This is a genomic window from Virgibacillus dokdonensis (genome assembly GCF_900166595.1).
Taxonomy (GTDB): Bacteria; Bacillota; Bacilli; order Bacillales; family Amphibacillaceae; genus Virgibacillus; species Virgibacillus dokdonensis.
Window position 1 is genome coordinate 358,853 of sequence record NZ_LT745763.1, and the last position, 14,220, is coordinate 373,072.

At 37.7% G+C, this 14,220-nt stretch carries 12 protein-coding genes and 1 other annotated feature; of the genes, 5 read left to right on the top strand and 7 right to left on the bottom strand.

From position 1 onward, the window contains the following. Positions 1-53: 53 nt before the first annotated feature. Together B2C77_RS03415 and B2C77_RS03420 are read right to left on the bottom strand one after the other, a co-directional pair. Positions 54-1,733 carry a glycoside hydrolase family 13 protein gene (locus B2C77_RS03415; RefSeq protein ID WP_077702419.1) on the bottom strand — a complete coding sequence of 560 codons (1,680 nt, stop codon included), beginning with the start codon at positions 1,731-1,733 and terminating at the stop codon, positions 54-56. Positions 1,734-2,069: 336 nt separating this feature from the next. Next, positions 2,070-3,095: a substrate-binding domain-containing protein gene (locus B2C77_RS03420; protein ID WP_077702420.1), complete on the bottom strand. Its 1,026-nt coding sequence runs from the start codon at positions 3,093-3,095 to the stop codon at positions 2,070-2,072. Positions 3,096-3,474: 379 nt separating this feature from the next. Between B2C77_RS03420 and B2C77_RS03425 the strand changes: the two genes are divergently transcribed. The 3 genes from B2C77_RS03425 (at position 3,475) to thrS (ending at position 7,853) form a co-directional block, all read left to right on the top strand. Beyond that, a complete protein-coding gene (locus B2C77_RS03425) occupies positions 3,475-4,185 on the top strand; it encodes a hypothetical protein (RefSeq protein WP_077702421.1) in 711 nt (236 codons plus the stop codon). Positions 4,186-4,524: 339 nt separating this feature from the next. Continuing rightward, on the top strand, positions 4,525-5,250 hold the full coding sequence (locus tag B2C77_RS03430; RefSeq protein ID WP_077702422.1) for a hypothetical protein: 726 nt from the start codon (positions 4,525-4,527) through the stop codon (positions 5,248-5,250). 226 nt (positions 5,251-5,476) lie between these two features. After that, positions 5,477-5,700: a binding site (T-box leader), on the top strand. A gap of 236 nt (positions 5,701-5,936) precedes the next feature. Beyond that, positions 5,937-7,853 (top strand): threonine--tRNA ligase, encoded by a 1,917-nt coding sequence (gene thrS, locus B2C77_RS03435; RefSeq protein ID WP_141130673.1) that lies wholly within the window; start codon positions 5,937-5,939, stop codon positions 7,851-7,853. 551 nt (positions 7,854-8,404) lie between these two features. Here thrS and B2C77_RS03440 read toward each other — a convergent pair. From B2C77_RS03440 to B2C77_RS03460, 5 genes are all read right to left on the bottom strand, one after another. After that, positions 8,405-9,955 (bottom strand): polyamine aminopropyltransferase, encoded by a 1,551-nt coding sequence (locus tag B2C77_RS03440; RefSeq protein ID WP_077702424.1) that lies wholly within the window; start codon positions 9,953-9,955, stop codon positions 8,405-8,407. Between the two features lie 170 nt (positions 9,956-10,125). Further along, positions 10,126-10,521, bottom strand: a complete 396-nt coding sequence (locus tag B2C77_RS03445; protein WP_077702425.1) for a DUF350 domain-containing protein — start codon at positions 10,519-10,521, stop codon at positions 10,126-10,128. Between the two features lie 310 nt (positions 10,522-10,831). Then, complete coding sequence (locus tag B2C77_RS03450; protein ID WP_077702426.1) at positions 10,832-11,431, bottom strand: DUF4247 domain-containing protein; 600 nt, start codon at positions 11,429-11,431, stop codon at positions 10,832-10,834. Positions 11,432-11,570: 139 nt separating this feature from the next. Further along, a complete protein-coding gene (locus tag B2C77_RS03455; protein ID WP_073007083.1) occupies positions 11,571-12,239 on the bottom strand; it encodes a PspA/IM30 family protein in 669 nt (222 codons plus the stop codon). Positions 12,240-12,272: 33 nt separating this feature from the next. Beyond that, on the bottom strand, positions 12,273-12,782 hold the full coding sequence (locus B2C77_RS03460; protein ID WP_077702427.1) for a DUF4178 domain-containing protein: 510 nt from the start codon (positions 12,780-12,782) through the stop codon (positions 12,273-12,275). Positions 12,783-13,087: 305 nt separating this feature from the next. Here B2C77_RS03460 and B2C77_RS03465 point away from each other — a divergent pair, with 305 nt between their 5' ends. Both B2C77_RS03465 and B2C77_RS03470 read left to right on the top strand, forming a co-directional pair. Further along, positions 13,088-13,732, top strand: coding sequence for a pentapeptide repeat-containing protein (locus B2C77_RS03465; protein WP_077702428.1), 645 nt, complete (start codon positions 13,088-13,090; stop codon positions 13,730-13,732). 22 nt (positions 13,733-13,754) lie between these two features. Then, complete coding sequence (locus B2C77_RS03470) at positions 13,755-14,066, top strand: CHY zinc finger protein (protein WP_077702429.1); 312 nt, start codon at positions 13,755-13,757, stop codon at positions 14,064-14,066. The last annotated feature ends 154 nt before the right edge of the window (positions 14,067-14,220 follow it).

Below are 14,220 nucleotides of genomic sequence, written 5' to 3' on the forward strand. Positions count from 1 at the left end.
GCGAGTGAGATGGCTAGAGAAGCAGATTATTCTCATTAAAAATCCCCTTCTTTTTATGCAAGCCTGTATATAAAGGCTTCATATGGATGAAGAGTAAATTGACGAACGGAATGCATCGTTTTCGTAGGCTCGTTCGTGATTAAGATTTCTTTGCTTTCTGGTACGTTTGATAGTTCACATGTCTGTTGCTGATCTGTAAAGTTACATACGACGAGCAGGGTGTCTTCTTGATGTGTTCTCGTGTAAGCAAATATTTCTTCGTTATCTTCAAGTAATAAATCAAATTTTCCGTAGATGATCGTCGGTTCTTGTTTCCGCAAGGCAATTAATTGCTGATAATAATAGAATATAGAGTTAGGATCAGTAAGGGCTGCTTCTGTATTTATTGTCGTGTAATTTGGATTTACGTTTAACCAAGGTTGTCCTGTTGTAAACCCTGCATGTGGCTTGTCATTCCATTGCATTGGTGTTCTAGCGTTATCACGACCGATAGCATAAATAGCTTGCATTAAGTCTTCTTTATGATGCCCTTGTGCCAAGCGTTCATGATACCAATTAATAAGTTCAATATCTTCATAATCATCAATGGAAGGGAATTGGACGTTTGTCATACCAATTTCCTCTCCCTGGTAAATATAAGGTGTTCCTTTCATGCCATGAAGGAGAGTGGCGAGCATTTTAGCTGATTTCTCACGGTATTCTTTATCATTGCCAAAGCGGGAAACTACCCTTGGTTGGTCATGGTTATTCCAATACAAGCTATTCCAGCCTTCATGTTCTAGACCGTACTGCCATTTACTTAAAATTTCTTTTAGATCGGTAAGCTTCCAAGGCATGTTGGACCATTTTCCATCTGGTCCATTCCAAAGCCCCATATGTTCAAAATGGAATACCATATTCAATTCTTCACGTTCTTCCCCAGTGTAAAGCTTCGCATCCTCGACGGTTACACCTGGCATTTCTCCAACTGTTAAAATATCATAATCAGCGAGCACTTTTTGATTCATTTCCTGTAAAAATTCATGAATACGCGGTCCATTCATATGAAATTCAAATGCGGAAACAAGTTCTTTACCTGGATCTGGTTCGCGTTCAGGCATGGTTTGATCTTTCGATATTAAGTTGATCACATCCATACGAAAACCATCTATTCCTTTATCTAACCACCAGCGCATCATTTGGTACACGTCGTTACGGACATCTGGGTTTTCCCAATTTAAATCAGGTTGCTTTTCGCTGAACATATGCAGAAAATATTCATCCGTTGCCTCATCATATTTCCATGCAGAGCCGCTGAATGCGGATTCCCAATTCGTCGGTGGTTGCCCATTTTCTTTTCCTTTTTTCCAAATATAATAATCTCTTTTTGGATGATTTTTACTTGATCTTGACTCGACAAACCAAGCATGTTCATCGGATGTGTGATTCACTACAAGATCCATTACGATTTTAAGTCCGCGTTTATGTGCTTCTTCAAGCAATGTATCAAAGTCTTCCATCGTTCCGAATTCATCCATGATTTTTTGGTAATCACGAATATCATAACCATTATCATCATTTGGGGAATCGTACACAGGGGATAGCCAAATGACATCGATTCCAAGTTTTCTCAAGTAGTCTAGTTTTTGAATAATTCCTTGTATATCTCCAATTCCATCACCGTTGCTATCATGAAAGCTACGTGGATAGATTTGATAAACGACGCTTTCTTTCCACCAATTATTTTGTGTCATGAAAACCTTCCTTTTCTGTTAAGGTTAAACGTTTACTCTACTGCTAGAAAACTTGGCTTGTCGCCAAACCTTATGCGAAAGCCTTCGTTAAAAAGAAAAGATGAGCTTGTTATATTTAAAGATAGAGTAGCTTGTGTAGGTATAATAATTGAATAGCCACGTCCGGCGCATTCGCCCAGCAACTAGGCGACTTCACTCCATTACACATAAGTCATCATCGGTTCATTGCTAAGGGGGAGGCTGACTAAAAACGGGTATGCCGAACGACGTCGGCATACCACTTGTTTCGTGGCATGAACCGACATCTTTCATTGGTTCGTTACAGTCGCTACGTTGCTAAACTACGCCTCGAGCCTTTGTCTTTTTCACCGATTCTCTTTCAATTATTTTGTGTTTCATGATGATCGAATCTGTTTTTTCTCCTATAATACACTGGCATAACAACTCTCCAGCACGATACCCCATCACGTCAAACTCCTGAGAGACAGTAGTTAATGAAGGAACAGTCATCGCAGCTAACTTGGTATTATCATAGCCAATAACGGATACATCTTCAGGGACACGTATTCCTTGTGCATTTGCTTCAGAAATAACACCAGCCGCCATTTCATCACTTGCTGCAACAATTGCAGTTATCTCTGGGTGGTTTTTCATGATGGAACGAAATGCATGTTTGCCATCTTCAAAATAGAAGGCGTTACTCCAACTAATCTGTGATGATTTACAAGGGAGATTTGCGTCGGTTAATGCTTGCTTAAAGCCCTCCATCCGAGGCGTACCTGCAATTGAATCATGAGGCGGACCACTAACCATAGCGAGTTTTGTATGCCCATGCTTAATTAAGTAATTCGTAGCATCGTAGGTAGCTTTTAGATCATCGACTTTTATTTCCGGTATGTTCTCTAGATCAGATATTCCCGATAAAGTGACAAAAGGAACACTCATTTGCTTAACATTTTTTTGGAAATTTTTCGTCAGCCTTTCACTTGCAAATATAACGCCCTCCACCTGTTTTTCATAGAGCAATTGTAAATAGTGCTTTGTTTTATCAGGATCAGACAATGTATTACAGACAAATACACTCTTCCCGTAAACTTGCGCAGCCGCCTCTATTCCATGTAGCATTTCTGCACTGACCATTCCAGACACCGCAGGAAACAGCACTCCTATTGTTCCGCTTTCATTGTTAATCAAGCTACGGGCAATGGCATTTGGGAAGTATCCCATCTGTTCAATCGTTTGCATTACATGCTGCTTTGTTTTATCAGAGTAGCCCTTTCCCGTATTATTTAAAATCCGAGATACTGTCGCAATAGACACATTGGCTTCTCTAGCAACATCTTTTATCGTTGATTTTTTCATGCTTATCTTCCTTATAGAGTAAACGTTTACTTCATTTTAGCGGATGCTAGCGTGGCTGTCAATAAGAATTAGATGCAACGGAGAAAATTGCTAGTTCCAGCTTGGAAGTCGCTCATGATTGCTGTAAAAACGCTCGCTCACGCCCGGAAATCGCTCATCCCCGTACAGAAAGTCTCAAATTCATAGACTTAGTCTTACCTTATACATGTCTTACATCGTATCCTTGAAAAAGTTTTGCAAAATGTTCGTTGCAAAGCTTCCTTTATAACCCAATCTGTATTAGATGATTAACATAATGTCCAATCACTCCATATGTATTGTTAATAATTTAATCTTGTAAAGAATAATATATTTTCCTTAAGAAAGGAGGAGGGATGTAATGTCCTCTAAAAAACGTTTGGGTAGTGTTGAAATGACTGGTAACCAATGCAAAAAACAAAAACCTAATAAGTATGATTGCTATAAAGATGATTGTTGCAAACAAGCAACTTGTAATTGTGATTTTAAAAAGCAAGAACTTAAGGCAACTAAGCTAGATAGTGATTGTTTTTTAGTCAATTCTTTGGTAGGTACGAAAACGGTTCAAAAGGTAGCGGAAATATCTCTACCACTCACCTTGTTTGAAGGAGTAAGTACGACAAATATTCTCTCTATTAATGTTGTACCTAATTTAAGTGCAATTATACAAAATGTTACAGTGATCAAAGATAAAGTCGTTAATATTGGAATAGTACCTGCAGATATTAGTATAACAACTATAGGTGGGGATGTAGTCGGTATTGTTGGTGGCGTAGCAAATATTCCATTTCAAGCGCATACCGATTTTCCAGGCGCTTGTCCGGAAGATATGGTAGAGGAATCTCCATTAGAAATCGAAGGAATTTTCAGTCAAGAAGGTATATCATTGGTTGCCACAACTGGAGAAGCACTCATTACTGGCATTTTAGTAAAAATTATATTACGCACAACTATTACAGTTACTCGTCCAGTGATTAAGGATGCTGAAGGTAAGTTTTGTGATGTAAATCCGAATCGTTGTAAAGCAGAAGATGGACCTCCATCATTTACTTTCTTGTCTAATAATGAATAGTTATAATTTATTCCTACCGTTGAATCGGCACACTGTTTAAAAGTGCTGCCGATTTTATTTTAATATGTTTTTTTAAAGTACATTCCGAGGTATAACTGCATTTAAATCATGAGGTCACCCACTCACCATTACTAGCTTATATGCCTATGTTTTATTAAGTAATTTGTATCTTTGAAAAAGCTTTGCAAGATGTCGTCGTAAAGTTTCCTTATATCCTAATTTATAATTAGAGTATTAACATAATGTTTCAAAAGTCCAATCACTCGGTAAATTTTTTTAATAGTATAATCTTGTAAAGAATATTATATATATTTTCCTTAAGAAAGGAGGGAGGATGTAATGTCCTCTAAAAAACGTTTCAATAGTGTTGTAATGGTTGGAAACCAATGTAAAAAACACAAACCTAATAATAAAAAGCATGATTGCTATAAAGATGATTTTAAATATGATTGTTGCAAACAAGCAAGTTGTAATTGTAATTTTAAAAAGCCACAACTTAAAGCAACGAAGCTAGACAGCGATTGCTTTCTAATCAATTCTTTGGTAGGTACGAAAACCGTTCAAAAGGTAGCGGAAATATCTCTGCCACTTACCTTATTTCCTGGAGTAGATTTGAGCAATTTGCTCTCTATTAATGTTGTGCCAAATCTAGACGCAGTTACACAAAACGCTACCGTCATCAAAGATAAAGTCGTTAACATCGGATTATTACCTACAAACATTAGTGTAACAGCTGTAGGTGGGGATGTAGTTGATATTGGCGTAGTAGATATTCCATTTCAAGCGCATACCGATTTCCCAGGCGCTTGTCCAGAAGATATGGTTCAGGAAACGCCATTAGAAGTTGAAGGGATTTTCAATCAAGAAGGTATATCATTGGTGGATACAACTGGCACTGAGATTGTTGATGGTATTTTAGTTAAAGTTGTGTTGCGCACTACAATTACAGTTACCCGGCAAGTGATTAAGGATGCTGAGGGCAATTTTTGTGATCTAAATCAGAATCGTTGTGAAACAACTGGTAATCTACCATCATTTACTTTCCCACCATCGGGCAATGGGTAACTAAGGTGGTCGATAACCGTTAAATCGGCACACTTCCTAAAAGTGCTGCCGATTTGTTTTAAGACGTGTTTAAAGAGTACATAATTAGCCGCCTCACCCCAGCTAGAAAGTCTCCTATGTTGTCATCTTTACTCTATTATTTCGAGCTTTATTAATGTGATTTTTCCAACATTGCCTATTGCATTATTTTACGTTTTGGTGTAGCATTATTAAAAATTAAGTGATTATAAAAGCAATGAAGAGGATATGCATTATTTTTACAGCTAGCAGAGAGGGAAGAGAAGGTGAGAGCTTCCTAGTCATGGAAAATAGTGTACCGCCTCATAAGCTGTGTTGGGGAAATACGAGTAACCAACGCCGTATTGCTACGTTACAGCATATGGAGTCAAGCAGAAGAGATCGTTGCTTGGAAAATTAGGTGGAACCACGGATAACACATTCGTCCTTATATAGAGGATGCGTGTGTTTTTTATTTGCACTATAGGAAGTATGAAATTTTGTGGTTTACTGCACAAGACAAACACATAAGCTTTCGCCATAAAAATGGAAAAAATTAGACTTCATTACATTGCTAATCTTGAAGCTAAAAGAGATGGTAGCTACGTTTTTTAGGTGGAAAAGCACTTATATAGATGCCCGCACAGGGTTAATGTAAAATGTTCATTCATTCAAGGAGGTTGCTGATCTTGAAATCGCATATTCAAGTACAATTAAAAGATGGAAAAGTAAAAGAATGCACACAAGGTATTACTGTGAAGGAGGTTGCTACATCGATTGGTTCCAGTTTAGGTAAAAGAACAGTTGGAGCTAAAGTAAATGGAATGATGGTAGATGTTAGCTATGAATTGATGAACGATGCTACCGTTGAATTTTATACGTTGGAAACAAAAGAAGGTGTTGAGGTATTACGACACACTACAGCACATGTGCTAGCACAAGCGGTGAAAAGATTGTATCCAAACGTAAAGCTCGGCATTGGACCAGCGATCGAGCACGGTTTTTATTATGATTTTAGGTTAGAAGAGACGTGGAACGAAAATAATTTACAACGAATTGAAGCGGAAATGCGCTCGATTATACATGAAAATTTACCAATAGAAAAAGAAATAATAACTTATGAGGAGGCAATGGATCTATTTACAAAGCGAAATGAACCATTAAAGTTGGAGCTTTTAGAAGATATGAAAGAGCTTGAAGCGCTCACCATTTACCGTCAAGGAGAGTTTGTTGATCTTTGCCGTGGTCCTCATCTGCCAAGTACAGGGTATATAAAGGCATTTCAACTATCACATGTTTCTGGAGCATACTGGCGTGGTGATAGTAATCAAATGATGCTTCAGCGAATATATGGTTATGCGTTTCCGAAGCAAATTCAATTGAAAGCACATCTTGACTTTTTAGAGGAGGCTAGGAAACGGGATCATCGTAAATTAGGCAAACAATTACAGTTGTTTATGTTTTCCGATGAAGCGCCTGGGATGCCATTTTATTTACCTAAGGGACAAATCATTCGCAATGAATTAGAAAAATTTTCTCGAGAGGTGCAGTCACAAGCGAATTATGATGAGGTACGGACACCATTAATGATGAACCAGCGTTTGTGGGAACAGTCTGGACACTGGGATCATTATCATGAAAATATGTATTTTACGGAAGTGGATAAGACAAAGTTTGCGATGAAGCCAATGAATTGTCCTGGCCATATGTTAATGTACAAGAATAATCTATATTCTTATCGAGACTTACCAATACGGATTTCCGAATTTGGTCAAGTACATCGTCATGAATACAGTGGAGCTTTAAATGGGATGCTTCGGGTTCGTACTTTCTGTCAAGATGATGCGCATATTTTTGTTAGAAAAGACCAAATAGAAGCGGAAATTGCGCAAGTGTTTCAGTTGATTGATCAGGTTTATCAAACATTTGGTTTCACATATGATGTCGAGCTTTCTACCCGTCCAGAAAAGTCAATGGGAGAGGATCATCTATGGCAGTCTTCTGAACAAGCATTGCAAAATGTATTACAAGAATTAGAGGCTCCTTATCAGTTAAATGAGGGGGATGGCGCATTTTACGGACCTAAAATTGATTTTCATATTAAAGATGCACTTGGTCGCAGTCATCAATGTGCGACAATCCAACTCGATTTTCAAATGCCAGAGAACTTTGATCTATCCTATATTGATGAACGTAACGAAAAAGTACGTCCTGTTGTGATCCATCGTGCTATTTATGGTTCCCTCGATCGCTTTTTTGGCATTTTAGTGGAACATTTTGCGGGGGTGTTTCCAGTCTGGTTAGCGCTAGTTCAAGTGCAAATTATTCCTGTTTCCAAAGTGCATGAAGCCTATTGCAAGTCAGTAGCCATCAAATTGAAGCAACAGGGTATTAGAGTAGAGATAGATAATCGGGATGAAAAATTAGGATATAAAATAAGAGAAGCACAAATGCAAAAGGTGCCATATACGCTTGTGTTAGGCGATGATGAAGTAGAAAAAGGAAGTGTAAACATTCGAAAGTATGGCAGTAAAGCTTCTGAAAGTGAACCGTTAGCTCGCTTTTTAGCTCGGATTAAACAACAGGTGGAGAAGAGATCGTTATAGTGAAAATTTAATGCTGAAAGGCTACGCTTTATTTGCACTATAGGAAAGTATAAAAGTTTAAAGGTTTATAGTATAAGAAAAACTACGCCTTTCGCCATAAGACTTGGCGACAAGCCAAGATTTTCTAAAAAGATAAGAAAGTATAAAATTTGATGCTATGACGTAACCAAACAACCGAACGGGCTCCGTCCGGCTTCAGCGCCCAGCAACTAAGCGACTTCACTCCATTGCCCTAAGATAAGTCATCATCGGTTCGTTCTAAATAGGAAGGCCGACTAAAGACGGGCTTGCCGGAGGGCGCCGGCATACTCCTGTTGCAGGAGCATGATTCCTAAAACTTTCGTTGATTCGCTCCACTTGCTACGTTGCTAACCGGGCGCCCCGAGCCTTTGTTCTTTTTGAATCCATGATTCCGCATGTTCCCAGCATACGTTGACCTAGAGTTCAAAAAAAGAAAAACGAGCAACGGTCTGTAAGTAGAAAAAACCGTAACTGTAACCGAAGAAAATAACAAAAGAAACGAGCAGTTTTTACAAATAACTGCTCGTTTGTTAATAATTTTGCCATGCTTTTTCATATTTTTCGATGAGGGTAGGGCGGATTAATGTATTAACGTCTAACGAAATGTTATTTCCTTTTTCATCAACGATCTGTGCATCAATATCTTTCCCAAATGTAGTTAAACTAGCGAGAACATCAGAAGTTAGAAAATTCGTATCGACAGGAATTTCTACTTCATCAATTGTGAATTTTTCTCTTTTTGCTAGGACAAACCCCCAATCACCGAAGCTAGGAACGTCGACATGGAGATTGTCTGTGTACAGATCAGCTGCTTGGATCGTTTTGTCAATCGACCAATACACTTCCGTTGCAAAGGTTGGGCTAGTCGCTTGCACCATAATCGCTCCACCTGGCCGTAAATGATTGCGAAGCAGCTGATAAAATTCAAGGGTGTACAACTTATTGAGCGATTCATTGTTTGGATCAGGCATATCGACAAGAATGACATCGTACAAATCCTTATGCTCTTGCAAGTATCTAAAAGCATCAGCGTTAACGGTTTGCACACGATCGTCGGCAAACGCGTTATCGTTCAGTTCGGTTATTTCATGGTTCTCTTTGCCAAGCTTTGTTACACTAGGATCGAGGTCGACAAGTGTCATCGATTTGACAGCGTCGTATTTTTGAATCTCGCGTAAAGCAAGTCCATCTCCTCCGCCTAAAACGAGGACATTGTCATTCGATGAAGCTGTTGCCATCGTTGGATGCACAAGTACTTCATGGTAACGATATTCGTCTTCTGAGCTGAATTGCAATTGTCCATCAAGAAATAATCGTAAATCTCCTTGTTCTTTCGTTAAAATAACTTGCTGGTAGCTACTTTGCTCGTTATATATAATAGGATCATTGTATAGCTTTTGTTCAAATAAGAAAGCTGTTTTTTCGCCAAATAATACGCCCATAACTAAAACGAGGAAAATGCATATTCCCGCAATAAAATGACGCTTAAATGTTTTTATTTCTGCTTTAAAATAGACTAAAATCCATAAAGCAACGATGACATTAATGAGCGCTACAATAAAGGCTGTTTTCACAAGTCCAAATTGTGGTCTAAATAAGTAGACAAACAATAAGCCTCCGATTAAACCACCGGCATAGTCAGAGAAAAGGACACGTGCCGTACTCTTTTGTAGTGTAACGCCAATGTCGTTTGCTTTGCGAATTAAAATAGGAAGTTCGACTCCCGTTAATGCACCAACAACTAATGTAATAAAGTAGAGAAAGAAAGCGTCCATTCCTGAGCTTAAGAATGCAGTAACGCCAAATAAGATAAAAGTGGAGAACCCACCGATAATGCCAATGGTATATTCAATCCATACAAACGAGAGGACTAAGTTTTTGGTGACACGTTCACTAAGGGAGGCACCAATACCCATTCCAGTTAAGAACAAGGAAATGGTTAGCGTATATTGTTTTACGCCATCACCTAAAAGATAGGAACCTGCCGCCCCGAATAAAACTTCAAAAATAATGCCGCATATGGATACGATACCAGATGCCCAATAGATTGCTTTGCTTTGTTTTATGCTTAACTGATTCACGGTAAGTCTCCTCGTATTAACAACTTTTTACTCATATCAAATGAAATCGTCTTTTCTTAGTTTAAAAGAAAAGGCAATCGACTAAAAGGAGTCGATTGCAACGAAAAATACGCAACTTGATATTAAAAAATCAATAGCAAGTCAGCCTTCTATAAAGAGTGCTACATATCTTATGTAATCGATGCGCCAATTACAAATCCAAGACCGATGGAAACAGACATGCTAATAATTCCTACCGCAATATTTCCCTTTTGTAGCTGTTCTTCCACAGAGAATGTACGTGTAAATAATTGAAATAATAAGTACGCAATCATTTGCAAGACGATCCCGACAGCGCCCCAAATCAATGTTTCAACAACATCGGCGCTGTTATAAATGGAGAATGCTAGCACAATACAAATCCCGACAATCTTACCACCGATGGATAAAGCAACGGCATGATTTCCTTTTAGAACCTCATCCCAGTCTTTATATTTTTGTGTAAGTAATTCAAAAATAACTAAGCCAACAAGAACAATGGCAATGGAAACGAAAAAGTATATTAACGTAGATACAAATGGCTCCATGATGTTCATCCTTTCTTTACTTATACTCTCCTGAGAGTATAAAGTTTTATAGTTTTATAAGAAAACGTGTTTCTTTCTAGGCTTTATTCTAATGGTAGTAAAGTGGAAAGTAATAGAGCGTTAAAATGAATAGTGTTTAAAACATGAGTTGTTTTAAAAGCCGTCATCGTACTTTCATTGTACTATAGGAAAGTATAAACGTTTTAAGGGTTATAGTATAAGAAAAACTATGCCATTCGCCATAAGACTTGGCGACAAGCCAAGTTTTTCTAATGTGCGGTAGGCTAGATGCTGTCATATAGCGCATTGTTTACTTACCAGCACCTGGACCTCCGCCACGAACCGATGAAGAGCGAATGGATTTAGAGTCACTTGATTTTTTGTAGGAACCGCCAGAGGAATGGTAGCCACCATAACAGTCTCCGGAATTTTTACATTTGCTTTGGCGTTTCTTTCCCCAATCATCAACGTCTAAAACTTCATCCAATAACCAAAGGGCAAAAAGCCCATTAAAAAAGCTTGGATTGTAATTATCCCGTACAAATTGCTGTTCTGCAATTTCAACAGTAGAATTATCTGGATCTTCTTCGTCTTCTGTGACGATGACAAACAAGTTATTGTATATAAGTGCTTGTTTGTTATCGCTTCTTTCACTTACCTTTTCAGGTTCTTCATGCTCCCGTAGTTCGTCAACGACATGATCTATGTCTTGGTTTTCAGCTATGTATATTTCCGATATGTCAGAGGAGTCCTCTTGGCTTGCTATGACATCTTGAAAGGTATAATTTTCATCAATAAATGCTGCAATATCATGCTCAAATAACGTTCCCTCGGAAGTACTAGCTTGGCTGCCACATGCAGCTAAGAAGAGCAGTGAAGATAGCAAGATAAAGAAAAGTGATCGTTTCATATTCTCACCTTCTTCTTTTGAGAATCTAAGTAAGGAATGGCGCTCAACAAGCACTGTCCCTGAGCGCCTATCTTATCTTATTCGTTCCTGTTATATAGAATGTGTGTGAATGTAAATGTTACCTTATTTCTTTCACCAATTATTCTTTGTTAAGCTTTTTCTTAAGGGCAGCTAGTTCATCATCAACGTCGCTTTTCTCTAACTCTTCAAACTCGTCGTCAAGGCTACGACTGGAGCTTTGCATATCTTCGCTTGTTTCTGCTTCCGCTTCGAATTTTAGAACTTTCTCTTCCATACGCTCAAAGCCTTGTTTGGATTCGTCACTACCAATACCTGATAACGTACGATTCATTTTTGTTCTTGTTTTTGCCGATTCAGCACGTGCTTTCAAGGAATCTTTTTTCAATTTCATTTCTTGATATTCAGCTTTCATTTCATCTAGCTTCTGACGTAATGTAGTAGAATCTTGTTTCGCACGTTCGTATGATTCTTTTAAGGAATCAGCTGTTTGTTGATGCAGTTTTTTATCTTCTAGCGCGCGTTTAGCAAGGTCGTCATTCCCTGCTTCAACAGCTTTCATCGCTTGGTCTTCACGTTTTTCTACCATTTTCTTCGCATCTTCATATTTTCGCTGCATCATTTTTTCATTCGCAATTTGTTTCGCAACGGCTGATTCAGCCTCGCGAATATCTTCTTCCATATCGCGCATAAATTGATCCAGCATCTTAACAGGATCTTCGGCTTTATCCAAAGCTGCATTCAATTCAGACTCTACAACAGTTTTCATACGTTTAAAAAATTTAAACATACTTCATTCCTCCATTTATTTAATAATATTTTATTAACTACTAGCAATAATTTTTAACTCATACTCTTCAATTTCATACCCAATGCTTGCCTCAATTTCATTGCCCCATTTTTCTAAAGAAAGTGACTTTTCGTCGGAGTCATCATAGAAATCGTAATATTCACAAGTTAATCCAGTTAAGTTCTCACTACGACCAATTCCTACTACGCGAGCTTTTCCTGATTCATCCAAGTAAAACGTAGTCCCTTCGTAGGGGATTTCTTTAGGGATTGGTTCTTGAACGGGGAGTTTAATTTTTTCGTATATACCAAGATTCAATTCGTCATCCATTTCTACACTTAACCACAATGTTTTATCCGTACCTTGTAATTGATAGGCAAACCACTTGAAACCATGGTCATCGTAGCTGATTTTCCCTACAACTGTATAGTCTTCTAAGTCAAATGTAACAATATCATTTATTTGCAAATTAAACATATTTCTTTGCTCAACAGGTTTATCTGTTTCTTTTTTATTACCGAATAAACGCCCAAATATACTCATGTGCTCACCTCAACTTTTCTTAGCGTATCTTCATTATACTAGTACGAATAAAAAATGTATAAGTTTCACGTTTAAAAAAATTATTTAATTTTTTTTAAGCTACGTGTTGTAAATTAAAAACAGCACCGATAAGTATATGGGAACAAAGTGTAGTTGCTGTCTGTTGAATTCTATTAGGAACATAGTAAAGTTATGATAAAATAACCTATAGTAAAGAGATATATGGTCTACGATGAGTGTCAATAAATTAATATGAAAGTTAAAAAAATAATGAAGGAAAAACATCATATAGGAGGTGACTGCAGTTGAAACCCAAACAACGCCTTATTCAAAAGCCAGACTTACCAGAAGAACTATTAATAAGGAGCTTGAACGAACTTACTGACAATAGCTTTATTGAAATGGCTAAATATGATCATACTTCTAGCTCATTTACTGCATCACATGTGGGATTTGAGGATGTTTTTTTTACAAATGTAAACATGTCACAATCGAAATTCCCTTTTTCATCTTGGACGAATGTGCTTTTTGATACATGTGATTTGTCGCAATTAGATTTTCAAGGGGCTCGTTTTCGTCGTGTTGAATTTCGCAATTGCAAATTAGCTGGTGTGAATTTTAGTCAAACAGATATGCAAGATGTACGATTTATAGCATGTGAAGCACCTTATACGTTGTTTGGAAATGCTATTTTACGTGATGGTGAACTAGTAGACTGCCTTTTAAAAGGCAGTCAGTTTATCGATACGAAACTTGACTATGCACAGTTAGACAATGTTGTGTTGGATGATGTGTCGTTTGATTTTACTTCTTTAAAAGGAATGGATCTTCGTAGTTGCTCCTTTACAAACATTCATTTATCGGAAAAGGAATTACGTGGGGCGATCATATCCCCAGAGCAAGCCATCTCTTTTATTCATTTATTCGGCGTGACGGTCAAGCAAACATAATTTGGTGGGAGGGGAAGATCGTATGTTACCTGTTTTTGGACAAGTTGTAGATGAAGAAACGCGATGTGTGCATTATCATTCAAACAAAGATGTTATTGCGATCAAATTTAAGTGTTGTCAGAAATATTATCCTTGCTATAAATGCCATCTAGAAGCGGAAAATCATGAAATAAAAGTATGGCCCAAACATCAATTTGATCACAATGCTATCTTATGCGGCGTTTGCAAAACAGAATTTACCATAGAGCAATATTTACAGATGAATCAATGCAAAAATTGTGGCTCGTTATTTAATGAAGGTTGCAGCTTACATCATCATTTGTATTTTGCTTAGAATTTCTTTGCTACGATGCGATTTTTGTGTAATACTTCTAGAAAAAATGGCTCAACTATTTGTGTTAAAGCATTACGATTAAAAGCACTTGCAGGTGGATTATTTATTCTTCACCATAAGAGACTTGGCCAAGCCTACCTAACGTATTATGCTT